Source organism: Pseudomonas gingeri, from assembly GCF_013386115.1.
GTDB lineage: Bacteria > Pseudomonadota > Gammaproteobacteria > Pseudomonadales > Pseudomonadaceae > Aquipseudomonas > Aquipseudomonas gingeri.
In genome coordinates this window covers 63,086-83,778 of sequence record NZ_JACAOR010000013.1, presented here as the reverse complement: position 1 = coordinate 83,778, position 20,693 = coordinate 63,086, and the positions used below count along the sequence as shown (strand labels likewise).

Annotated in this window: 20 protein-coding genes; 9 read left to right on the top strand and 11 right to left on the bottom strand. The window is 64.2% G+C overall.

Annotated features, from left to right (window positions below; genetic code table 11):
* Positions 1 to 7 precede the first annotated feature (7 nt).
* Both mutM and HX881_RS24470 read left to right on the top strand, forming a co-directional pair.
* On the top strand, positions 8 to 820 hold the full coding sequence (mutM, locus tag HX881_RS24475; protein WP_177087081.1) for a bifunctional DNA-formamidopyrimidine glycosylase/DNA-(apurinic or apyrimidinic site) lyase: 813 nt from the start codon (positions 8 to 10) through the stop codon (positions 818 to 820).
* Between the two features lie 66 nt (positions 821 to 886).
* Positions 887 to 1,231: a hypothetical protein gene (locus tag HX881_RS24470; RefSeq protein ID WP_017124886.1), complete on the top strand. Its 345-nt coding sequence runs from the start codon at positions 887 to 889 to the stop codon at positions 1,229 to 1,231.
* A 36-nt stretch (positions 1,232 to 1,267) separates the two neighbouring features.
* On the opposite strand, the gene HX881_RS24465 is transcribed toward HX881_RS24470, so the two are convergent.
* The 5 genes from HX881_RS24465 to HX881_RS24445 all read right to left on the bottom strand — a co-directional run bounded on the left by HX881_RS24465 (position 1,268) and on the right by HX881_RS24445 (position 5,996).
* Complete coding sequence (locus tag HX881_RS24465; protein ID WP_017124885.1) at positions 1,268 to 1,519, bottom strand: YfhL family 4Fe-4S dicluster ferredoxin; 252 nt, start codon at positions 1,517 to 1,519, stop codon at positions 1,268 to 1,270.
* A gap of 146 nt (positions 1,520 to 1,665) precedes the next feature.
* Positions 1,666 to 2,145, bottom strand: coding sequence for a pantetheine-phosphate adenylyltransferase (gene coaD, locus HX881_RS24460; protein WP_017124884.1), 480 nt, complete (start codon positions 2,143 to 2,145; stop codon positions 1,666 to 1,668).
* Between the two features lie 115 nt (positions 2,146 to 2,260).
* A complete protein-coding gene (locus HX881_RS24455; protein ID WP_103032762.1) occupies positions 2,261 to 3,856 on the bottom strand; it encodes a GMC family oxidoreductase in 1,596 nt (531 codons plus the stop codon).
* A gap of 117 nt (positions 3,857 to 3,973) precedes the next feature.
* The gene (locus HX881_RS24450) at positions 3,974 to 4,519 is read right to left on the bottom strand and encodes a twin-arginine translocation pathway signal protein (protein ID WP_177087079.1); all 546 of its coding nucleotides are present in this window, start codon (positions 4,517 to 4,519) and stop codon (positions 3,974 to 3,976) included.
* 46 nt (positions 4,520 to 4,565) lie between these two features.
* Complete coding sequence (locus tag HX881_RS24445) at positions 4,566 to 5,996, bottom strand: coniferyl aldehyde dehydrogenase (protein ID WP_177087076.1); 1,431 nt, start codon at positions 5,994 to 5,996, stop codon at positions 4,566 to 4,568.
* Between the two features lie 153 nt (positions 5,997 to 6,149).
* On the opposite strand from HX881_RS24445, the gene HX881_RS24440 reads away from it, so the two are divergent.
* The 3 genes from HX881_RS24440 to HX881_RS24430 all read left to right on the top strand — a co-directional run bounded on the left by HX881_RS24440 (position 6,150) and on the right by HX881_RS24430 (position 8,827).
* Positions 6,150 to 6,824, top strand: coding sequence for a TetR/AcrR family transcriptional regulator (locus HX881_RS24440; RefSeq protein ID WP_017124880.1), 675 nt, complete (start codon positions 6,150 to 6,152; stop codon positions 6,822 to 6,824).
* A 40-nt stretch (positions 6,825 to 6,864) separates the two neighbouring features.
* Entirely contained in the window at positions 6,865 to 7,719 is an 855-nt protein-coding gene (locus HX881_RS24435; RefSeq protein WP_177087074.1) for a sulfurtransferase, read from the top strand.
* Positions 7,720 to 7,843: 124 nt separating this feature from the next.
* Positions 7,844 to 8,827, top strand: a complete 984-nt coding sequence (locus HX881_RS24430) for a hypothetical protein (protein ID WP_177087072.1) — start codon at positions 7,844 to 7,846, stop codon at positions 8,825 to 8,827.
* A gap of 39 nt (positions 8,828 to 8,866) precedes the next feature.
* Here the strand turns inward: HX881_RS24430 and HX881_RS24425 are convergent, their stop codons facing one another.
* From HX881_RS24425 to HX881_RS24400, 6 genes are all read right to left on the bottom strand, one after another.
* Complete coding sequence (locus HX881_RS24425) at positions 8,867 to 9,877, bottom strand: hydrolase (protein ID WP_246356575.1); 1,011 nt, start codon at positions 9,875 to 9,877, stop codon at positions 8,867 to 8,869.
* Positions 9,878 to 10,000: 123 nt separating this feature from the next.
* Complete coding sequence (locus tag HX881_RS24420; RefSeq protein WP_177087068.1) at positions 10,001 to 11,464, bottom strand: M16 family metallopeptidase; 1,464 nt, start codon at positions 11,462 to 11,464, stop codon at positions 10,001 to 10,003.
* Positions 11,457 to 12,806, bottom strand: coding sequence for a M16 family metallopeptidase (locus HX881_RS24415; protein ID WP_177087066.1), 1,350 nt, complete (start codon positions 12,804 to 12,806; stop codon positions 11,457 to 11,459). Before HX881_RS24415 ends, HX881_RS24420 begins: the two co-directional genes overlap by 8 nt.
* A gap of 125 nt (positions 12,807 to 12,931) precedes the next feature.
* Positions 12,932 to 13,546, bottom strand: coding sequence for a 16S rRNA (guanine(966)-N(2))-methyltransferase RsmD (gene rsmD, locus HX881_RS24410; RefSeq protein WP_017124875.1), 615 nt, complete (start codon positions 13,544 to 13,546; stop codon positions 12,932 to 12,934).
* Positions 13,546 to 15,036: a M16 family metallopeptidase gene (locus HX881_RS24405; RefSeq protein ID WP_177087064.1), complete on the bottom strand. Its 1,491-nt coding sequence runs from the start codon at positions 15,034 to 15,036 to the stop codon at positions 13,546 to 13,548. Before HX881_RS24405 ends, rsmD begins: the two co-directional genes overlap by 1 nt.
* Positions 15,033 to 16,385, bottom strand: a complete 1,353-nt coding sequence (locus tag HX881_RS24400; RefSeq protein ID WP_042934812.1) for a M16 family metallopeptidase — start codon at positions 16,383 to 16,385, stop codon at positions 15,033 to 15,035. Before HX881_RS24400 ends, HX881_RS24405 begins: the two co-directional genes overlap by 4 nt.
* Before the next feature lie 174 nt (positions 16,386 to 16,559).
* Between HX881_RS24400 and ftsY the strand changes: the two genes are divergently transcribed.
* From ftsY to rpoH, 4 genes are all read left to right on the top strand, one after another.
* Positions 16,560 to 17,999 (top strand): signal recognition particle-docking protein FtsY, encoded by a 1,440-nt coding sequence (ftsY, locus tag HX881_RS24395; protein WP_177087062.1) that lies wholly within the window; start codon positions 16,560 to 16,562, stop codon positions 17,997 to 17,999.
* Positions 17,996 to 18,667, top strand: a complete 672-nt coding sequence (ftsE, locus tag HX881_RS24390) for a cell division ATP-binding protein FtsE (protein WP_017124871.1) — start codon at positions 17,996 to 17,998, stop codon at positions 18,665 to 18,667. The genes ftsY and ftsE overlap by 4 nt, the downstream gene beginning before the upstream one ends.
* The gene (ftsX, locus tag HX881_RS24385; protein ID WP_017124870.1) at positions 18,664 to 19,686 is read left to right on the top strand and encodes a permease-like cell division protein FtsX; all 1,023 of its coding nucleotides are present in this window, start codon (positions 18,664 to 18,666) and stop codon (positions 19,684 to 19,686) included. Before ftsE ends, ftsX begins: the two co-directional genes overlap by 4 nt.
* Before the next feature lie 129 nt (positions 19,687 to 19,815).
* Positions 19,816 to 20,670, top strand: a complete 855-nt coding sequence (rpoH, locus tag HX881_RS24380) for an RNA polymerase sigma factor RpoH (protein ID WP_017124869.1) — start codon at positions 19,816 to 19,818, stop codon at positions 20,668 to 20,670.
* Positions 20,671 to 20,693: the final 23 nt, after the last annotated feature.

The following is a 20,693-nucleotide window of genomic DNA, read 5'->3' as shown; positions in this document are numbered from 1 at the left end:
AATCACCATGCCTGAATTACCCGAAGTCGAAACCACCCGGCGCGGTATCGCGCCCCACCTGGAAGGGCAGCGGGTCAGCCGCGTGATCGTCCGCGACCGGCGCCTGCGCTGGCCGATCCCGGAAGATCTCGATGTGCGCCTCTCCGGGCAGCGCATCGTCCAGGTCGAACGGCGGGCCAAGTACCTGTTGATCAATGCCGAGGTCGGCACCCTGATCAGCCACCTGGGGATGTCGGGAAACCTGCGCCTGGTGGAAGTCGGCATGCCGGCGGCCAAGCATGAGCATGTGGATATCGAGCTGGAGTCGGGCCTGGCCCTGCGTTATACCGACCCCCGCCGTTTCGGCGCGATGCTCTGGAGCCTCGACCCGCTCAATCACGAGCTGCTGATTCGCCTGGGGCCGGAGCCACTGACCGACCTGTTCGATGGTGAGCGGTTGTTCCAGCTGTCCCGTGGGCGCTCCATGGTGGTCAAGCCGTTCATCATGGACAACGCGGTGGTGGTGGGTGTGGGCAATATCTACGCGACCGAAGCGCTGTTCGCCGCCGGCATCGACCCGCGTCGCGAAGCCGGGGGTATTTCCCGGGCGCGCTACCTCAGGCTGGCCATCGAGATCAAACGGATCCTGGCCCATGCCATCGAGCGGGGTGGCACCACCTTGCGCGACTTTATCGGTGGCGACGGCCAGCCCGGCTACTTCCAGCAGGAACTGTTCGTCTACGGGCGCGGCGGCGAGCACTGCAAGGTCTGTGGCAGCGGTTTGCGCGAGATCAAGCTCGGCCAGCGGGCCAGTGTCTATTGCCCGAAATGTCAGAGCTGACCTGGGCCGTGCGCAGACGCTATAGTAAGTCTTTGCCCTCCCGTTGCTTAGCCGAAGGATAGAGCCATGACCCCGTTTCGCACCCTGGCCTTGTTGCTGGCCCTGAGTTCTGGCTTGCAGGCGCTGCCGGCCCTGGCCGATGACGGGACCAGCGGCGACCCGACCTATCAGATCCAGAACCCGCCGGCCTACGCGATGATCGGCGACCTGCTGATCGCGCGACCGCTGCTGGTGGGCGCGACCCTGATCGGTACGGCGGCCTTCGTGGTGTCGCTGCCGTTTACCGCGTTCGGTGGTATCAGCGGCGTGGGCAAGGCCGGCAAGGCATTGGTGGTCGACCCGGGCAAGGCGGCGTTCGCCCGTTGCCTGGGTTGCACGGCGGAAGGGTTTGACGGCAACCAGCAGCAATAACGCCCTTCGCAGGAGCCGGCAAGCCGGCGCCCACCGTCAGGCCTTGCCGGTGATCTTCCGGTACTTGGCCATCAATTCGTCTTCGGTTTCCGGATGGGCTTCATCCAGCGGGATGCAATCCACCGGGCAGACCTGCTGGCACTGCGGTTCGTCGTAGTGGCCGACGCACTGGGTGCAGAGGTTCGGGTCGATCACATAGATCTCTTCGCCCTGGGAGATGGCGGCGTTCGGGCACTCGGGTTCGCAGACGTCGCAGTTGATGCAATCGTCGGTGATGATCAGGGACATGGGCACTCCGGCCAGGGCGGCGAGCCCGGGCAACGTGAAAACTGATGGGCCAATTGTGCCGCATTGACGCGCGCAGTGCACGCGGGCACGACAAGACCGGCCTCGGGTGCGCCGTTCGTGGCGGCGGCGCGGAGCCGCCAACCGGGTTATTTCTTGAAGCGCAGGTTCAGGGCCTCGGCGACCGCCGGGTGGACGAACTTGGTGATATCTCCGCCCAACGCGGCGATTTCCCGCACCAGCGTCGAGGAAATGAACGAGTAGCGTTCAGACGGCGTGAGGAACAGGCTCTCCACCTCCGGTGCCAACTGGCGGTTCATGTTCGCCAACTGGAACTCGTACTCGAAATCCGACACGGCACGCAGCCCGCGCAGGAAAACGTTGGCGTTCTGTTCCTTGGCAAAGTGCGCCAGCAACGTGGAAAAGCCCATCACTTCAACGTTGGGCAGGTGTTTGGTGACCTCGCGGGCCAGCTCCACACGCTGTTCCAGGGGAAAAAGCGGGTTTTTCTTCGGGCTGGCGGCCACGGCAATGATGACGTGGTCGAACAGGCGCGCGGCGCGTTCGACCAGATCGCCATGGCCCTTGGTAATCGGGTCGAAGGTACCTGGGTACAACACTCGGTTCATCGCGTCGTCCTGGCGGGAGTCCGTTGGGGAATCGGATGGTATCGCAGCCTATCCTGTCGGCCAAGTCAGGACGTACGGAAGAAAGCCCTATAGACGCCGTGAATAATCCTCTTTCTCATGGGTTTTTCAAGCGCTCGGCCAGGGCCGTGGCCAGCTGGGCGGTCAGCCCGTACACCGACAACTGCGGGTTGGCGCCGATGCTGGTGGGAAACAGCGAGCCATCGTGGACCGACAGGTTGCGCAGTTGATGATGGCGGCCGAGGCTGTCGGTGACCGCGGTTTTCGGGTCTTCGCCCATGGCACAGCCACCCATCACATGGGCGCTGCCCAGGCGGGTGCGGTACAGCTCCAGGCTCAGGCCGTCGATCAGTTCCCGGGCCTTGGCCAGGGTGTTCACGTAGTCGGCATCGGCATGCAGCGGCAGCACCGACTTGGCGCCGGCCGCGAACTGGATCTCGGCCATGCTGTGGAAGGCCCGGCGCAGGCCGTCCCAGGCGTACGGCGAGACCGGGTAATCGAGGACCGGGGTGTCGTCGCCGCGCAATTCGACGCTGCCGCCCTGGCTGTCCGGGTGGAAACCGTCGCGCATCAGCGCCAGCATCACATGGGTGTGCGGCAGCTGTTCCATGCGCAGCGCGCTTTGCGGGCCGAAGCCGCCGAGCAGGGTGCTGGCGAGGGCCGGTTGCAGGGGCGGCACTTCCAGTTTGTAGGACATATGCCCGGTGGTGCCATCCAGCCATTGGAAATGATCGGAATAGATGGACTGGGGCGCGCCGTAGAACGGGTTGATCACTTCGGAAAACTGCCCGGCGGAGAAATTCACCAGGTGCAGGAAGGTCCGCTTCCCCAGGCGCCCGTGCGGATCGGGGGCCTTGGAGCGCAACAGCAGCGCCGGACTGTTGATCCCGCCGCCGGCCAGCACGTAGTGCCGGGCCTTGACGTTGATCCTGCGCCCGTTGGGGGCGACGCAGCGGGCATCCATCCCGAGGCATTGCAGGCCGGTGATCCTGTCGCCGTCGAGCAGCAGGCGGTCGGCGCGCGCCAGATAGAGCAGTTCGCCACCTTTCTCCAGGGTCGCTGGAATGGTGGTGACCAGCATCGACTGCTTGGCGTTGGTCGGGCAGCCCATGCCGCAATAGCCCAGGTTCCAGCAGCCGCGCACGTTGCGCGGGATGACTTTCCAGCTGTAGTCGAGTTTTTCGCAGCCGTTGCGCAGCACGTCGTTGTTGGCATTGGGCGGCACCAGCCAGGGCGCGACGCCGAGGCGCTGTTCCATTTTTTCGAACCAGGGCGCCATCTCGGCGCTGCCGTGGCCCTTGACGTTGTGTTCCCTGGCCCAGTGTTCGAGGGTCGGTTCCGGGGTGCGGAAGCTCGAGGTCCAGTTGATCAGGGTGGTGCCGCCGACGGCACGGCCCTGGAGAATGGTGATGGCGCCATCCTTGCTCATGCGGCCGATGCCTTCCTGGTAGAGGCTGGTGTAGGCCTCGTCTTCGAGCATCTTGAAGTCGCTGCTGGTTTTCAGCGGGCCTTCCTCGATCAGCAGGACCTTGTAGCCGGCGGCGCTGAGGATCTCGGCGGTGGTCCCGCCCCCGGCGCCGCTGCCGATAATGGCTACGTCGGCTTCCAGGTTCAGGTCGTGGTCCAGTTGCGAGCCGTTGTAGGTTTTCCAGCCGCGGGCGAGGCCTTCGCGGAACAGATCGGGTACGGGCATGTGACGCCTCTTTTATATTATTTTGTGTTCAACACGAACGCTGCAGGAACCGGCTTGCTGGCGATGATATCGACGCGGTCCCCTTTCGAATCGCATCGCCGGGATCGCCAGCACGCCTCAGACCTTCGGCGGTCCCGGATAGCCGCAGCGGGCCCAGGACTCGGAGCGGTTGTACCAGGCCATCATCACCAGTTGCAGCAGCGAGGCGTGACCCATGCGCAACAGGCTCAGGTAGCTGTTTTCCCAGCGCTGGAGAAAAGCCTGGATCTGCTCGGCACCGGCATTCTCCCAACTGCCCCAGATGCCGGTCAGCGGGCCACGGGTCAGTCCCATGCCGAGCACATCGAACAGTTGCCGGGTGAGCTTGAGCATTTCCGGGGACAGGTGGTCGAGGCTCTTGTCCAGGCTCGCCAGGGTCTGCTCGACGGCGCCGGGCATCTTGTCGGCGCTGACGGCCCCTTCGAGCATCACCGGGATCAGCGCCCGCAGGAATGGCAGGTCAGCCGTCTGCAGCACCGCAAAGCCGCTGGCCGGCCCGCTCGCCGAGCAGCCGCCGAGGCTGGCCGCGAGCCCGGCGGTGGTCAGGAAGGCGCTGGCGCAGAGGCCGATTTTCAGCAGACCGCGCCGGGACAGCGCGGGGGACTCGGACAGGCTTGGGATCATTATTGTTATTCACCTGAGTGGTTGTTTTTGACGCAAGGGACACGGATCAGCGGACAAACAGCTTCTGGATCAGCTTCTGGATCGATTTTCCATAAGGTGGGTAGATCAGCCGTGCGGCGTTGAAGCGTTGCTTGGTCAGCACGCCCTTGGCCTTGCTGAAGGTCAGGAAGCCTTCATGGCCGTGGTAATGGCCCATGCCCGACGGCCCGATACCGCCGAACGGCAGGTCCTCCTGGGGGACATGCAGCAACGTATCGTTGAGGCAGACACCGCCGGAATGGGTTTCGTGGAGGACGCGGGCCTGCTCGGCCTTGTTGTAGCCGAAGTAGTAGAGCGCCAGTGGGCGAGGGCGCCGATTGATGTAGGCAAATGCTTCATCGAGGCCCTTGTACGGGACGATCGGCAGCAGCGGGCCGAAGATTTCATCCTGCATCAGGGTCATGTCGTCGCTGACGTTCAACAGCAGGCTGTGGCCCATGCGGCGTTGCTGGCCTTGCTCGAACATCGGGATCAGCAGCGCGCCCTTGCTGGTGGCATCGCTGAGGTAGCCGTTGAGCCGCGCCAACTGCCGCTCGTTGATGATGCTGGTGTAGTCCGGGTTGTCGACCAGGCTCGGGTAGAAGCTGCGCACCGCCTGGCGGTAGGCCTCGACGAAGGAGCCGACGCGCTCTTCGGGGACCAGTACATAGTCCGGGGCCACGCAGGTCTGGCCGGCGTTCAGGGTCTTGCCGAAAGCGATGCGTTCGGCGGCGTCCTCGAGCGGTACATCGCTGGAGACAATCGCCGGCGACTTGCCGCCGAGCTCCAGGGTCACCGGGGTCAGGTTCTCGGCGGCGGCGCGCATGACGTGCTTGCCGATGCTGGTGGCACCGGTGAACAGCAGGTGGTCGAACGGCAGTTTGGAGAACGCCATGCCGACTTCCGCCTCGCCCAGCACCACGCACACCAGGTCCTCGGGAAACACCCGGCCGAGCAATTCCTTGAGCAGCAGGCCGGTGGCCGGTGTCGACTCGCTGAGCTTGAGCATCACCCGATTGCCCGCCGAGAGAGCACCGACCAGCGGGCCGATGGCGAGGAACAGCGGGTAGTTCCACGGCACGATCACCCCGACCACGCCCAGTGGCTGGTAGACCACCTTGGCCGAAGCCGGCTGGAAGGCCAGACCGACTTTGCGCCGCGCCGGTTTCATCCAGCCCTTGAGATGCCGGCGGGCGTAATGGAGAGCGTGCAGGCTGGGCATCAGCTCGGCGAGTAGGGTTTCGTCGGCGCTGCGGTTGCCGAAATCGTGGCTGATGGCCTCGACCAGGGCCTGCCGTTCGTCGCTCAGCAACTGGCGCAGGCTGTCGAGCCATTGCCGGCGTTGTTCGGCCGGCGGCATCGGATGCGCCGCATAGGCCTGGCGCTGGACCTGAAACAGACGCTGGAGCTCGCCCAGTTGCTGCTGTGACTCCTGCAGGTAGGCAATTTCGGCAGACATGGCGCGCTCCATTAAATGTGTTTTTATTTTTAAACAAATGTTTAGAGCTTGTACTCCAAAAAGTCAACAGCCGTGTTCGACGCCGACCGTTTATCCGCTGCCGGATAGGTCGTAAGATGCCTGGCACCGCACTCTTGAAGTAAAGCTGAAGTCATGGCCCCACGAATAAAAACCAGTGAGCGCATCGTCCAGAACAGCCTGGATCTGTTCAACCAGCAGGGCGAGCGCAGTGTCAGCACCAATCACATCGCGGCGCACATGGATATTTCGCCGGGCAACCTCTACTACCACTTCCCCAATAAGCAGGCGATCATCGCCGTGCTGTTCGCCGAGTACGAAGCGCTGGTGGACAGCTTCCTGCGCCCGCCCCAGGGCCGCGTCGCGACCATCGACGACAAGCGCTTCTATCTCAAGGCGCTGCTGGCGGCGATGTGGCGCTATCGTTTCCTGCATCGCGATCTCGAACACCTGCTGGAAAGCGATGCCGAACTGGCGGCCCGCTATCGACGGTTTTCCCAGCGTTGCCTGATCCAGGGGCAGGCGATCTACGGCGGCTTTGTCGAGGCCGGGATCCTGGCCATGGACGCCGTGCAGACCGAATCACTGACCCTCAATGCCTGGATCATCCTGACGTCCTGGGTCCGGTTCCTGAGCACCACCCGGGAAAACGCCAATCACTTGAGCGAGGAGTCGATCAAGCGTGGGGTGTATCAGGTGCTGGTGCTGGAGTCGGGATTTGTCACGGCCCAGGCCCGGGCGGCGGTGGACAAGCTGCTGAACGAGTTCTACGTCCCGCTGGCCCAGGCGCTGGAGGACGTGCAGGAATGATCATGAACGTTGTTCTTTACCCACTTACGAGGAATGCATCATGCCCCTTGCGCAACTGATCAGCCCGCAGCAACTGGCCGAGCGCCAGGCCCGGCCGGGGTTGGTGATCCTGGATTGTCGCTTCGCCCTGGAAGACCCGGACTACGGCCAGCGCAGCTATGCCCAGGGGCATATCGAGGGCGCGCACTTCGCCGACCTGGAGCGCGACCTCAGCGGCCCGGTGACCCGGGGCGTGACCGGCCGCCATCCGCTGCCCGAGCCGACGGCGCTGGTGCAGCGCCTGCAAGCCTGGGGCGTCAGCGTCGACAGCGAGATCGTGCTGTATGACGACGGTCCCGGCATGTACGCGGCGCGGGCCTGGTGGTTGCTGGCCTGGCTGGGCAAGCGCAACGGAGTATTCATTCTCGATGGCGGCCTGAAGGCCTGGCATGGCGCCGGGCAGCCGCTGAGCCTGAACCCGCCGCCAGCCACCCGCGGGACCTTCAGCGGCACGGCGGACCCCTCGTTGCAGATCAGCGCGCAGCAACTGCAAGAGCGTCTCGGCCAGGCCTCCCTGACCTTGCTCGATGCTCGCGCGCAGCCGCGTTTTCGTGGCGAGGTCGAGCCGATCGACCCGGTTGCCGGGCATATCCCCGGCGCCCAGTGCGCGGCGTTCAGCGACAACCTCGGTGCCGATGGGCGTTTTCTGCCGGCCGAGCAGCTCAGGCAGCGATTTGCCGGGCAACTGGGCGACCGTTCGCCGCGGGAGCTGGTGGCGTACTGCGGCTCCGGGGTGACGGCCTGCCACAATCTGTTCGCCTTGAGCCTGGCGGGTTATCCGTTGGGGACGCTGTATGCCGGCTCGTGGAGCGAGTGGATCACCGATCCGCAACGAGCGGTGGCGACGGGCGACTGACTGCCGCGGCGATCAATACTTATCTATATACACGCCTGACTCCCTGGCGGGCCTAATCCCCTGTGAGCGTGGAGCTATCCACGCTGTAGAAAGCTCTTTGATAGAACGCAGACAGGAGATTTTTATGGGACAGGTCGTGTTGGATAACCCGTTCGATCCGGGACCGCCAGGGGCCGTGGCCGAACGGGCAGGGGCAATCCCTGCCGAGCCACGCTACAGCGGGCAGATGGAGCCTCTGGCCAGGCACTTCGAGGCCCTGGCGAACAACAGCCATCAGCAGATGCTCGCCCTCGGTCGCAGCGTGTTGCCGGACAAAGACGCCGAGGTCGGCAAGGTCTTCGAGGAGCGGGCGCTCGAACTGCATCAGGCTTCCCTGCAGCTTGTTCGGGATGCGCTGCACCCCACCTCGAATATCTCGACCCAGGCGCAGCTTATCTTCCGTCATCTTGATTCCGGTACGCTCGATCAACTGACCGACGCACAATTGGGCCTGTTTTCAGACAGCATCGACCACCTGTTCAGCCTGGTCGCGGGCAGCAACTTTTTCAACATCCGTGAGCTCGGCCTGCGCCTGGTTCACGAGGCGGGGATGAGCGATTTCGAAGGTTTTCTGGCGGCGACCGAGACAGAGATCGTCGAATCGCTGGTCTCGCTCAAGGACAAGGTCGGGCCGCTGGCCGATGTGCTGGATCAGATCTATGCCAGGGACATAGACCCGCACCATGGCGTGGACATAGGCGTCGCCCTGGACATGAAGACATGGGCCTTGCAAGGTCCCGAGTACAACGAGCTGGCAGACAGCGCCCGGGACACCGTCGGCCCCCGGGCTGGATTGACCGACAAGCTCGATCCGGAATCGGAATGGGTCTGGTTCGATGCCGAGGGCAACGAAATAGGCATGGAAACCCTGAGTTTCGCCGATAAGCCCTTGCAGGACCGCGACATTGAAATGCTGGAAGACTGGCAGGTGGATGCGAATCTCGAAGCCGAGGTGTTTGCCTGGGCCCATGATCAGCCGGAAGGCTATGGGAATGGGCAGATAGCCGTGCCGCTATTGAATGATATCGCCACCCCGGTGGGCTTTGTCACCTACCAGGAATATGCCTGATCGATCATCGGGTCGATAGAAAGACCCCGCGCATTGCGCTCAACCTTCCCGGGCGGCCAGCCATTGCGGAATGCGTCGCTCCAGATAGTACCCCGGCTTGCCCAGCGAGCCGTCGACGAACCCCACATGGCCGCCCTTGGCCTGTAGTTCGAATTCAGTGCCCGGCGCCAGCTCGCCGGGTTCCGGCAGGCTGTGGGGAAACACGAAGGGATCGTCCACCGCCTGGATGATCAGGGTCGGGGTGCGGATTTCACCGAGGAAATAGCGGCTGGAGGCGCGGCGATAATAATCCTCGGCATCGGCAAAGCCGTGCAGGGGCGCGGTGACCCGGCCATCGAAATCCCAGAAGGTGCGCATGCCCGTCAACGGTCCCAGATCGCTCAGGGTCGCCAGGCCGTCGATCCGGCCGTCGTGCTGGAACTGGCGCTGCTTGTTCTTGATATAAGCCAGCATCTCGCGCATGAAGTGCGCCTGATAGATCCGCGAAAACCCCTGGCCGATGCGGTCGGCGCACTGGTCCAGGCGAAACGGCACCGACACCGCGACGGCGCCTTGCAGGCCGCTGTCCCCGCCACTTTCCCCGAGATGCTTGAGCAGCACATTGCCGCCCAGGGAATAACCCACGGCATAGAGGGGCGCCAGCGGGCGCAGGGTCTTGAGATGGGCGATCGTCGCCGCCAGGTCCTCGCTGGCCCCGGAGTGATAACTGCGCGCCAGCAGGTTGGGTTCCCCCGAGCAGCCGCGCCAGTTCAGCGCCACGCTGGCCCAGCCCTGGTTGGCCAGCGCCTGTTGCAGGCCGGCGACATAGGGCGAGTTCGACGAGCCGGTCAGCCCGTGGAGGATCAGCACCAGCGGGGTATCGGCGGCGTGCGGGCCGTGCCAGTCGAGGTCGAGGAAGTCGCCGTCTTCGAGCCACAGGCGTTCACGCTGGCGGTCCAGGTGCACGGTCTTGCGCCAGAGGGGGCCCCACAGGGTCTGCAGGTGCGGATTGCCCAGGCCTGGGGCGGGAGTGAAGCCCGGCAAATGAATGGGCTGGGAAGGTGACGGCAACGCAGCGAATCTCGGAGTGGGAATGGACAGGGCCGGCGCTGACATATGCCAGTCGCCATGGCAGCCACGCTTGCGCGTGCAATACGTCTAAATTGCCACAGTCCCGTCCATTCCCGCAGCTTTTTATCCGGACGACAGGGCGCGGGGCTGGCAGGTGGGCCCTTGTACCTGAAGATCGGGCAGGGCTTGCTGGGGGACGCTGGGGCCGGTACTGGTCACCACCCAGCTGTCGGCGGCGAAATGCGCGTTCAAGGCGCTCCTGATGGTTTCGCGGGTCAGTCGTTGCGCCTGTTCGGCGTAGTCCGTCAGGCTCAGGGGCAGGTCGTGACGGGCGATCACCAGCAACGCCTGTAGGATATCCGCATTGCTGGCGCCATCCAGCGCCATGTCACCGCGCAGACTCTGCTGGGCGTTCTGCAGTTCCTGCTCGGTCGGGCCCTCCCTCAGGAGCTGTTCGAACATCTGCTTGACCCGCTCAATGACCGCTTCACGGTATTCGGGAGGGGTCGAGAGGCTGATGTGGAACGGGCCGCGGGCTTGCCAGTTCTTGAGCTGGGCCAGCGCCGAGTAGGTGACGCCATGCTGTTCGCGCAATACCGTCATCAGGCGACTGTCGAAGCCGCCGCCAAAGATCAGGCTGGCCACATAGAGGGCGACGTAGTCGGGATGGCTGCGCGGCGCGGCGATCTGGGCGAAATCCAGGTGCACCAGGGTGGTCGGTCGTTCGATATGGGTGGTGCCGACGGTGCTGTCTTCAGACCGGGCGCTGGCGGTCTGTGGCAATGCCGGGCCTTTGGGCAAGGCGTCGGAAATCTGCACGCTGATGCTCTGTGCCTGCTCCAGCGAGAGATCGCCGACCAGCACGATGATTGCGTTGCCCGCGCTGTAAGCCTTCTTGTGAAAGGCCCGTAGCTGCTCGACCGTGATATTCCCGATACTTTCCCGGGTGCCATAGAGCGGCTGGGCATAGGGGTGTCGTGAGTAGAGCGGCGGTGTGAAGCGGTGACTGATCCAGGTGTCGAAGGCGGTATCCTGGCGCATTTGCTGGTCGAGGATCTCGCTCTTTACCCGGCGAATGGCATCGCTGCCGAAGCTGGGTTTGCTCAGCACTTCGCTCAACAATTGCAGGGCCGCTGTGCGGATGGAATCGTCGCTGAGGCTGCGCAGGGTGAAAAATCCATGATCGCGGTCGATGCCATTGCTGACCTTCACTCCCAGGCTGTCGAACGCGGTCATGATCGCGTCGACATCTTTACCCTCGGAGCCTTCGTTGAGCAGGCTCAGGGTCATGGCCGCCAGCCCGGGTTGTTCGCCGTCGTAACGACTGCCCGCGGCAAAGCTCACGGCCACATCGAGCAACGGCAGGCCATGGGTTTCGACGAACAGCACCTTGGTCCCGTTGAGGGTTTTCCAGCCGCGCACGACGCGGGTAGTGGGGGTGGGCGCCAGGTGCCGGACCTCGTCCAGCGATTGCAGGGGATCGACGCTCGTCAGGTCGACGCCGGCAGGCGCTGCCGAACCGGGGCCAGGGAGGGCGGCGAGCAGCGTCAGCAGGACGCTCGATAACAGCGGATAAGCCTTATTCATGAGGGTTTTTCCCAGGGCTGGCCAGGGCGACGCTGAGCCGCTCGCGGGTGAAATAGGTTTGTGCGGCGCGTTGAATATCCAGGGGCGTGACGGCCTTCAGTTGTTCCTGTTCGCCTTCTTCCAGGGTCCACGACAGGCCGACGCTTTCCAGGGCCCCGAGTTTCTGTGCCTGGTTTTCCACCGAGTCGAGGGCAAAGATGCGTTGCGCCATCATCCGGGTCCGCGCGCGCTCGAGTTCCTGCGCGCTGACAGGCGATTGCTTGAGTTCGTCGAGCAGTTGCCACAGGCGTGCCTCGATGTCATCCAGGCCGGGATTTTTCTCGGTATCCAGGTCGACGGCGATCTTCAGCAAGGCATCTCCGCGGTTGAAGGCCTCGTAGCGGGAGTGCGCGCGGGTGATCAGCTCTTCACGGAACTTCAGCTGTCTGAAGATCCGCGAGCCGGGGCCGACGCCGAGCAGTTCGTTGAGCAGGCGCAAGGTGTGCGCGGTATGCGGGTCGCTGGCAGTCACCAGGCTGGGCACGTTGAAGGCCATGATCAGGCTGGGAAACTCATTGTGGGTCTGCAGCGTGATCCGCCGCTCGCCCGGCTCGTTCAGCTCCAGCGGACGCCTGGTCTCGGGCAGGGCCCGGCTGGGCAGCTCGGCGAAGTAGCGCCGGGCCAGGGGCTCGACCTCCTTGAGGGTGACATCGCCGACCACCACCAGGGTGGCATTGTTCGGCGCGTACCAACTGGCGTACCAGCCTTGCAGTTGCCGGGTATTCATGCGGTGCAGGTCGTGTTGCCAACCGACGGTCGAGGTGCGATAGCCGCTGCTGGGAAAGGCGATGCTGCGCATCTTCTCGTCGAGTATTGCCCAGGGGACATCATCGATGTTCTGCAGCCGCTCGTTCTTGATCACCTCGATTTCCCGTCGAAAGGCGGCAGGCGAAAGTCGGGCGGAGCTCATCTGATCGGCCATGATTTCCAGGGCGACGCCCAGGACCTGGCGCGGCATCAGGTATTCGTAGGTGGTGGCGTCATGATTGGTGAAGGCGTTGATCTCGGCCCCCAGGCGCTCCATGACCTGGAGCGCCTGGCCGGGGCAGACTTTGCTGCTGCCCTGGAACAGCATGTGCTCCAGCGCGTGGGAAAGGCCTGACGCTCCCGGCGGTTCGTGGCTGGAGCCGACCTTGTACCAGAGCTGGGCGGCCACGACGGGGGCCCGATGATCTTCGCGCACGATGATTTTCAGGCCATTGTCCAGCCTGAGTTCGTGGGTGTCGGGCATGGGAGGGGCGGCGAGGGCGACGGCCGGCGGCAGGAGCAGGCCGAGCGCGAGGCGCAGGGTGGGGCGTTTCATCGGTGAGGGATCCTTGTGTCCTTGCGGTTTTCGAAGGCACACAGTGATCCGGCTGGCGGGGGCGATGGCGGTACAGGAATAGTGATGACGGCCCGGGGATCACCGGGCCGTCATCGGGGAGCGGTCTACAGCGCTGCTACGCTGCGTTGCCACAGCGCGTAGTAGACCCGCCCCGACTTCTGCTCGCGGTGCAGGCGCCAGTTGCCCGGCAGGCCGAGGGTCGAGGGCGCGGTTTCGCTTTCGGTATAGACCCAGGCGTCATCGGCCAGCCACTGGCGTTCTTCCAGCAGGGCGCAGACGCCCGGCAGCAGGTTCTGGTTGAACGGCGGGTCGAGGAACACCAGGTCGAATGCCGTGGCCGCCTGGGTCTCCAGGTAGCGCAGGGCGTCGGCGGTCTGGACCTGGCCGACGCTGCAACGCAGGGTGCCCAGGTGTTCGCGCAGGCTCGACACCGCCACATTGCTGGCATCCAGCGCCTGGCCCATGGCGGCGCCACGGGACAGGGCCTCGAGGAACAGGGCGCCGCTGCCGGCGAACGGATCGAGCACCTTGGCCCCGGCCACATAGGGCGCGAGCCAGTTGAACAGGGTTTCGCGCACGCGGTCCGGAGTCGGCCGCAGGCCCAGGACATCGGGAAAGCTCAGGCGCCGACTGCGCCATTCGCCACCGATGATACGCAACTGGTTCACGCCGTTATGCGTGTGCGCGGGTTTCTTGCTGGGACGTGATGAACTGGCCATTAGTGCTCCGGAACCCCGAGTGGCTGCTCGGCGGGTTTGTCAGTCGGCGGCGGCAACGGCTTTTGCGGCACCGTGGGACCTGCGGTGACGACGATCATCTTGTCGACATCCAGGTGTTTGTTCATGGCCGCCTTGACCTGCTCGACGGTCAGCGCCTGGGTCTGCTGCATGAAGTCTTCCAGATAGTTCAGCGGCAGGTCATAGAAACCGATGGAGCCCAGTTGGCCGACGATATCGCTGTTGCTGGCGTTGGACAGCGGGAAGCTGCCGGCCATTTCGCGCTTGGCATCGTCGAGTTCCTTCTGGGTCGGACCGGACTTCAGGTAGTCGGCCAGGACTTCCTCGACCAGCTTGCGCGTGCCTTCGCTCATCTCGGCACGGGTCTGCAGGTTGATCATGAAGGGGCCGCGGGCCTGCATCGGGCTGAACCCGGAGTAGACCCCGTAGGTCAGGCCGCGTTTTTCCCGGACTTCACTCATCAGGCGCGTGCCGAAGCCGCCGCCGCCGAGAATCTGATTGCCCAGTGACAGGGCCGCGTAGTCGGGGTCGGCGCGGTCGATACCCATCTGTGCCAGCAGGATGGTGGTCTGCTTGGACGGGAACTCGATATGCCCGGTGCCGGGTTGCGGGTCCTTGGCCGGGGCGATTTTCGCCAGGGCCGGGCCTTTCGGCAGGGCGGCCGAGACCTGGGCGGTCAGGGCTTCGGCTTCGCTGCGCGAGAGGTCGCCGACCAGGGCGATCACCACGTTGCCGGCGGCATAGGCCTTGGCATGGAACGCCCGCAGTTGCGCGAGGGTGATCGGCGGGATGCTTTTCGCCGTGCCCTCGCTGGCATGGCCATAAGGATGCTCGCCATACAGGCGCTGGGACAGGTCCTGGCTCGCCAGCTTGCCGGGGTTCTGCTTCTGGAGCTCGAAGCCGGCCAGCAACTGGTTCTTGATCCGCGCCAGTGAGCCGGCCGGGAAGGTCGGCTTGCCGACGACTTCGGCGAACAGCTTGAGTGCCGGTTCACGTTTGTCAGCGGCGCTGAGGCTGCGCAGCGAAGCAATCGCCATGTCCTTGTAGGCACCGTTGCCGAAGTCCGCGCCGAGCCCTTCGAAGCCCTGGGCGATGGCACCGACGTCCTTGCCGGCCACGCCTTCATTGAGCATGGCGTTGGTCAGCACGGCCAGGCCGGGGGTCTTGCCGTCCTGGCTGCTGCCGGCGGCGAAGGTCAGGCGCAGGTTGAACATCGGCAGCTCATGGGCCTCGACGAACAGTACCCTGGCGCCTTCGGCGGTGTTCCAGGTCTGCACGTTCAAGGTGCGCCGCGCCGGGGCCTTGTCATCGAGTTCGGCCAGCGATTGCAGCTTGTGGCCCGACCTGGCCTCTTCCAGCGCCTCGCTGGCCAGGGCGACGCGGGTGCCGAGCAGGGACAGGCCGAGACTGCCGGCGGTCACGATCAGGGCCAGGCCGAGCAGGGTGAAACGGGAACCCTTGGGCTTGCTCATGGGCGGGTCTCCTCGGGCAATACATGGGCGACGCTGAGACGTTCGCGGATGAAATAGGTGCGAGCGGCCTTCTGGATATCCTCCGGCGTCACGCTTTGCAGTTCGGCCAGCTCGCTGTCCATCAGTTTCCAGGACAGGCCGACGGTTTCCAGCTGGCCGATGGCGGTGGCCTGGCTGGTGATGGAATCACGCTCGTAGACCAGCCCGGCGATGACCTGGGCGCGCACGCGTTCCAGTTCCTCGGCGGTGGGCGGCTTGGTCTTCAGCTGGTCCAGCAGGCGCCAGAGGCCGGCTTCGGTATCGGCCAGGGTTTTCTTCTTCTGCGTGTTCGGCGTCGCCGACAGGGTAAAGAGGCTGTCGCCACGGGTGTAGGCGTCGTAGCTGGCCGAACCGCCGGAGATCAGCTCTTCGCCACGTTCCAGCTGGGAGGACAGGCGGGCACTGTAGCCGCCGTCGAGCAGGGCGGCGATCAGGCGCAGGGCGTTGACCGAACGCGGGTCCTGGGCGGTGGCGATGCTTGGCACGTTGAACCCGAGCATCAGGCTCGGCAGCTGGGTCTTCACATGCAGGGTGATCAACCGTTCGCCGGGTTCGTCCAGCTCGCGTGGAATCTTCGCCGGCGGCGTGTCGCGCCGGGGGATCGCGCCGAAGTAGCGCTGGGCCAGGTTCTTCACTTCATCCGGGGTCACGTCGCCGACCACCACCAGGGTGGCGTTGTTCGGCACGTACCAGGACTGGTACCAGTGGCGCAGTTCCTCGACTTTCATGCGGTCGAGGTCGGCCATCCAGCCGATGGTCGGCGTGTGGTAGCCACTGGCCGGGTAGGCCATGGCCTTGAAGCGCTCGTAGGCCTTGCCCATCGGCTTGTCGTCGGTGCGCAGGCGGCGTTCTTCCTTGATCACTTCGATCTCGCGGCTGAACTCGTCGGCCGGCAGGCGCAGGCTGGCCATGCGGTCGGCTTCCAGTTCGAAGGCGACACCCAGGCGATCACGGGCCAGGACCTGGTAATAGGCCGTGTAGTCGTCGCTGGTGAAGGCGTTTTCCTCGGCCCCCAGGTCCCGCAGGATCAGCGAGGCTTCGCCGGGGCCGACTTTCTCGCTGCCCTTGAACATCATGTGTTCCAGGGCATGGGAAAGGCCGGTCTGGCCCGGCGTCTCGTAGCTCGAGCCGACCTTGTACCAGATCTGCGAAACCACCACGGGGGCGCGGTGATCTTCACGGACGACGACCTTCAGGCCGTTGTCGAGGGTGAACTCGTGGGTCGGTTGTGGATCGGCAGCCAGGGCTGAAAGCGGCAGACAGAGCGTGCTGAGCAACAGGCCAGCAGCGCGGCGGGCTAGAGCATTCATTCGTTTTTAAACCTGTAGGACGGCCCGCTTGGTCTTAGCGTAGGCGGGCGAGGAGGTGCTAGGATACTGTGTTGCGCGCGAACAATCTGGTCAAAAAGCAGTCTGTTACGCATCAGAATATTATTTGCCGAAGCGCCCCCTTGGCGCGTCGCTACCTTGAGATAGCCGTCCTCCATGTTTGGTTCCAACGACGACAAGAAGACCCCAGCTGCGGCTGGCGAGAAAAAAAGCCTGTTCGGATGGCTGCGCAAAAAGCCGCAGGAAGCCGTCGTCGAACAGCCACAAGCCCAGCCTGAAGCCGCGCCGGCAGCGTTGGTCGAGACCGCCCCGGTCGCCGTCGAGCCGTTGCCGGTGGTCGCGCCGCTGATCGAACAAGCGCCGGTCGAGGCCGCTGCGGCGCCCGAGCCATGGCTGACTCTGCCCGTGGCCGAAGAGCCGGTGGCCCTGGTGGAAGATGTGCAGGCCGAGCATGTCGCGCCGCCGATTCCGCCGGTGGCCGAAGTCGTCGCGCCGACGCCGTTGGTCGTGTCGCCTGCGCCAGTGGTTACGCCTGTCGTGCCGCCGGCGGTTGTCGAAGCACCTGCGCCGGTTATCGCTCCCTTGGCAGCTCCCGTCCCCGCGCTGGCGGTGGTTCCCGAGCCCGTGGCCGCCGAGCCGGTCAAGCCCGCCGCGGAGGAAACCAAGGCCGGTTTCTTTGCCCGTCTCAAGCAGGGCCTGTCGAAGACCAGCGCCAGCCTTGGCGAAGGCATGGCCAGCCTGTTCCTCGGCAAGAAGGCCATCGACGATGACCTGCTCGAAGAACTCGAAACCCGCCTGCTGACCGCCGACGTCGGCGTCGAAGCCACCGGCGTGATCATCCAGAGCCTGACCCAGAAGGTCGCGCGCAAGCAGTTGACCGACAGCGATGCGCTCTACAAGTCGCTGCAGGCCGAGCTGGCCGCCATGCTCAAGCCCGTCGAGCAGCCGCTGCAGATCGACACGCGGCACAAGCCTTTCGTGATCCTGGTCGTCGGCGTCAATGGCGCGGGCAAGACCACCACCATCGGCAAGCTGGCCAAGAAGCTGCAACTGGAAGGCAAGAAGGTCATGCTGGCGGCGGGCGATACCTTCCGCGCCGCCGCGGTGGAGCAATTGCAGGTCTGGGGCGAGCGCAACAGCATTCCGGTGATCGCCCAGCACACCGGCGCCGATTCGGCTTCGGTGATCTTCGATGCGGTGCAGGCGGCCAAGGCTCGCGGCATCGATGTGCTGATCGCCGATACCGCCGGTCGCCTGCACACCAAAGACAACCTGATGGAAGAACTGAAGAAGGTTCGCCGGGTGATCGGCAAGCTGGACGCCGACGCACCGCATGAAGTGCTGCTGGTGCTCGATGCCGGTACCGGGCAGAACGCCATCAACCAGGCCAAGCAATTCAACCAGACGGTACAGCTGACCGGCCTGGCATTGACTAAGCTCGATGGCACCGCCAAGGGCGGGGTGATCTTCGCCCTGGCCAAGCAGTTTGGCCTGCCGATCCGCTACATCGGTGTCGGTGAAGGCATCGACGATCTGCGTACCTTTGAAGCCGAGCCCTTTGTCCAAGCCCTTTTCGCCGAGCGGGAGCGTTCATGATTCGTTTCGAACAGGTCGGTAAACGCTATCCGAACGGTCACGTCGGCTTGCATGAGCTGAGCTTTCGGGTGCGTCGTGGTGAATTCCTGTTCGTGACCGGGCATTCCGGCGCGGGCAAAAGTACCTTGCTGCGCCTGCTGCTGGCGATGGAGCGTCCGACCACCGGCAAGCTGCTGCTGGCCGGCCAGGACCTGGGCCAGATCAGCAATGCGCAGATTCCGTTCCTGCGCCGGCAGATCGGCGTGGTGTTCCAGAATCACCAGCTGCTGTTCGATCGCACGGTGTTCAATAATGTCGCCTTGCCGCTGCAGATCCTCGGCCTGTCCAAGGCTGAAGTCGCCAAGCGCGTGGATTCGGCCCTGGAGCGCGTGGCGCTGTCGGACAAGACCGACCTCTACCCCGGCGACCTGTCCACCGGCCAGCAACAGCGCGTCGGGATTGCCCGTGCCATTGTGCACCGTCCGGCATTGCTGCTGGCGGATGAACCGACCGGTAACCTCGACCCGCGCCTGGCGGCGGAAATCATGGGGGTGTTCGAGGATATCAACCGTCTCGGCACCAGCGTGCTGATCGCCAGCCACGACCTGGCGCTGATCGCCCGCATGCGCCACCGCATGCTGACCCTGCAACGCGGCCGATTGATCGGCGACGGGGAGGCCGGCGTATGAGTGCGACCCGCAGCCCGAAAGTGGCCGAACGCGTGGCCCCGAAAGCCTCCGATCAGCCGCCACCGAAAAAGAAACGCGACGAAGACGACGGCCCGGACTTCAGCACCCTGCTGCACGCCTGGATCGAAAGCCATCGTGCCAGCCTGCTGGACAGCCTGCGCCGCCTGGGCAAGCAGCCGATCGGCAGCTTCTTTACCTGCCTGGTGATGGCCGTGGCCCTGAGCCTGCCGATGGGCTTGTCGCTGCTGCTCAACAACGTCGAGCGCCTGGGCGGTTCCTGGCAGCGCGCGGCACAGATTTCGCTGTACCTGCAACTGGACGCCAGCCCGACGGAAGGCGAGAGCCTGAGCGAGCAGATCAAGGCCATGCCGGGTGTGGCGGATGCCGAGTTCATCAGCAAGGAAAAGGCCCTGGACGAGTTCCAGCAGCAGTCCGGGCTGGGCGAGGCGCTCAAGGAACTGCCGCAGAACCCGCTGCCGGGCGTGGTCCTGGTGACCCCGAACGAGGTCGACAAGGCGACGCTGGAAGCCCTGCGCCAGCGCCTGGCCGAGTTGCCCAAGGTGCAACAGGCCCAGCTGGACCTGGTCTGGGTCGAACGCCTGGCGGCGATTCTCAAGCTGGGCGACCGGTTTGTCTTCGGCCTGACGGTGTTGCTGGTTTCTGCATTACTTTTGGTGATAGGCAATACCATTCGTCTTCATATTGAAAACCGCCGCACCGAGATCGAAGTGATTAAACTGGTGGGCGGCACGGATAGCTACGTGCGTAGGCCGTTTCTGTACATGGGCGCGCTTTATGGCTTCGGCGCGGGAATTCTTTCCTGGGGCGTCCTGGCTTTCGGCCTCAACTGGCTGAACGAGGCGGTTGTCGGGCTGGCCGGCCTGTACGGCAGCGATTTCGCCCTGGCGGGCGTGCCGTCTGCCGATGGTCTGTCGCTCTTGCTTGGCGCGGTGCTGTTGGGGTATATCGGTGCTTGGATTGCGGTCGCACGGCATCTTCGCGAGCTGGCGCCGAAGTAATTAATGTCAAATTAATGTGTTCTTGTTGGTATTGACCGTAGTGGCTGTTCATGGAACTTGTTCTGCGGTTCCCGGTCAATTTTCGCAGTGCTTCACTGCACGAGTCATGTGAGTCGGAGGTTTTTTCGTATGACCACTTCTTTGCAACCTGCCTATGCGCTGGTCCCGGGTGCGAACCTGGAGGCCTACGTCAATACGGTGAACAGCATTCCACTGCTGACGCCGGAGCAGGAGCGTGAACTGGCCGAGAGTCTCTATTATGAGCAGGATCTGGGGGCGGCTCGGCAGATGGTGCTCGCCCACCTGCGTTTTGTCGTTCATATCGCCCGTAGCTATTCCGGCTACGGTCTGGCCCAGGCTGACCTGATCCAGGAAGGCAACGTCGGCCTGATGAAGGCCGTGAAACGGTTCAACCCGGAAATGGGTGTGCGCCTGGTGTCGTTCGCCGTGCACTGGATCAAGGCGGAAATCCACGAATTCATCCTGCGCAACTGGCGGATCGTCAAAGTGGCGACCACCAAGGCGCAGCGCAAGCTGTTCTTCAACCTGCGCAGCCAGAAGAAACGCCTGGCCTGGTTGAACAACGAGGAAGTCCACCGCGTGGCGGAAAGCCTCGGGGTCGAGCCTCGTGAAGTGCGCGAGATGGAAAGCCGGTTGACCGGCCAGGACATGGCGTTCGATCCGGCGGCGGAAGCCGACGACGACAGCGCGTTCCAGTCTCCGGCCAACTACCTGGAAGACCACCGCTACGATCCGGCGCGCCAGCTGGAGGATGCCGACTGGAGCGAAAACTCCAACAGCAACCTGCACGAGGCCCTGGAAGTCCTGGACGAGCGTAGCCGCGACATCCTCTACCAGCGCTGGTTGGCGGAAGATAAAGCCACGCTGCACGACCTGGCGCAGAAGTACAACGTCTCCGCCGAGCGGATTCGCCAGCTGGAAAAGAGCGCGATGAACAAGCTCAAGCTGTCGATTGCCGCGTAAGCACTCAAGGCAATAAAAAACGC

Coding starts and splice junctions, on each gene's coding strand:
- HX881_RS24465 (WP_017124885.1), bottom strand. CDS start 1,519: ATGTCCCTGATCATCACCGACGATTGCATCAACTGCGACGTCTGCGAA.
- rpoH (WP_017124869.1), top strand. CDS start 19,816: ATGACCACTTCTTTGCAACCTGCCTATGCGCTGGTCCCGGGTGCGAAC.
- ftsX (WP_017124870.1), top strand. CDS start 18,664: ATGAGTGCGACCCGCAGCCCGAAAGTGGCCGAACGCGTGGCCCCGAAA.
- HX881_RS24470 (WP_017124886.1), top strand. CDS start 887: ATGACCCCGTTTCGCACCCTGGCCTTGTTGCTGGCCCTGAGTTCTGGC.
- HX881_RS24435 (WP_177087074.1), top strand. CDS start 6,865: ATGCCCCTTGCGCAACTGATCAGCCCGCAGCAACTGGCCGAGCGCCAG.
- ftsY (WP_177087062.1), top strand. CDS start 16,560: ATGTTTGGTTCCAACGACGACAAGAAGACCCCAGCTGCGGCTGGCGAG.
- HX881_RS24450 (WP_177087079.1), bottom strand. CDS start 4,519: ATGATCCCAAGCCTGTCCGAGTCCCCCGCGCTGTCCCGGCGCGGTCTG.
- HX881_RS24455 (WP_103032762.1), bottom strand. CDS start 3,856: ATGCCCGTACCCGATCTGTTCCGCGAAGGCCTCGCCCGCGGCTGGAAA.
- HX881_RS24445 (WP_177087076.1), bottom strand. CDS start 5,996: ATGTCTGCCGAAATTGCCTACCTGCAGGAGTCACAGCAGCAACTGGGC.
- HX881_RS24405 (WP_177087064.1), bottom strand. CDS start 15,036: ATGAGCAAGCCCAAGGGTTCCCGTTTCACCCTGCTCGGCCTGGCCCTG.
- mutM (WP_177087081.1), top strand. CDS start 8: ATGCCTGAATTACCCGAAGTCGAAACCACCCGGCGCGGTATCGCGCCC.
- ftsE (WP_017124871.1), top strand. CDS start 17,996: ATGATTCGTTTCGAACAGGTCGGTAAACGCTATCCGAACGGTCACGTC.
- HX881_RS24400 (WP_042934812.1), bottom strand. CDS start 16,385: ATGAATGCTCTAGCCCGCCGCGCTGCTGGCCTGTTGCTCAGCACGCTC.
- HX881_RS24415 (WP_177087066.1), bottom strand. CDS start 12,806: ATGAAACGCCCCACCCTGCGCCTCGCGCTCGGCCTGCTCCTGCCGCCG.
- HX881_RS24440 (WP_017124880.1), top strand. CDS start 6,150: ATGGCCCCACGAATAAAAACCAGTGAGCGCATCGTCCAGAACAGCCTG.
- HX881_RS24430 (WP_177087072.1), top strand. CDS start 7,844: ATGGGACAGGTCGTGTTGGATAACCCGTTCGATCCGGGACCGCCAGGG.
- rsmD (WP_017124875.1), bottom strand. CDS start 13,546: ATGGCCAGTTCATCACGTCCCAGCAAGAAACCCGCGCACACGCATAAC.
- HX881_RS24420 (WP_177087068.1), bottom strand. CDS start 11,464: ATGAATAAGGCTTATCCGCTGTTATCGAGCGTCCTGCTGACGCTGCTC.
- coaD (WP_017124884.1), bottom strand. CDS start 2,145: ATGAACCGAGTGTTGTACCCAGGTACCTTCGACCCGATTACCAAGGGC.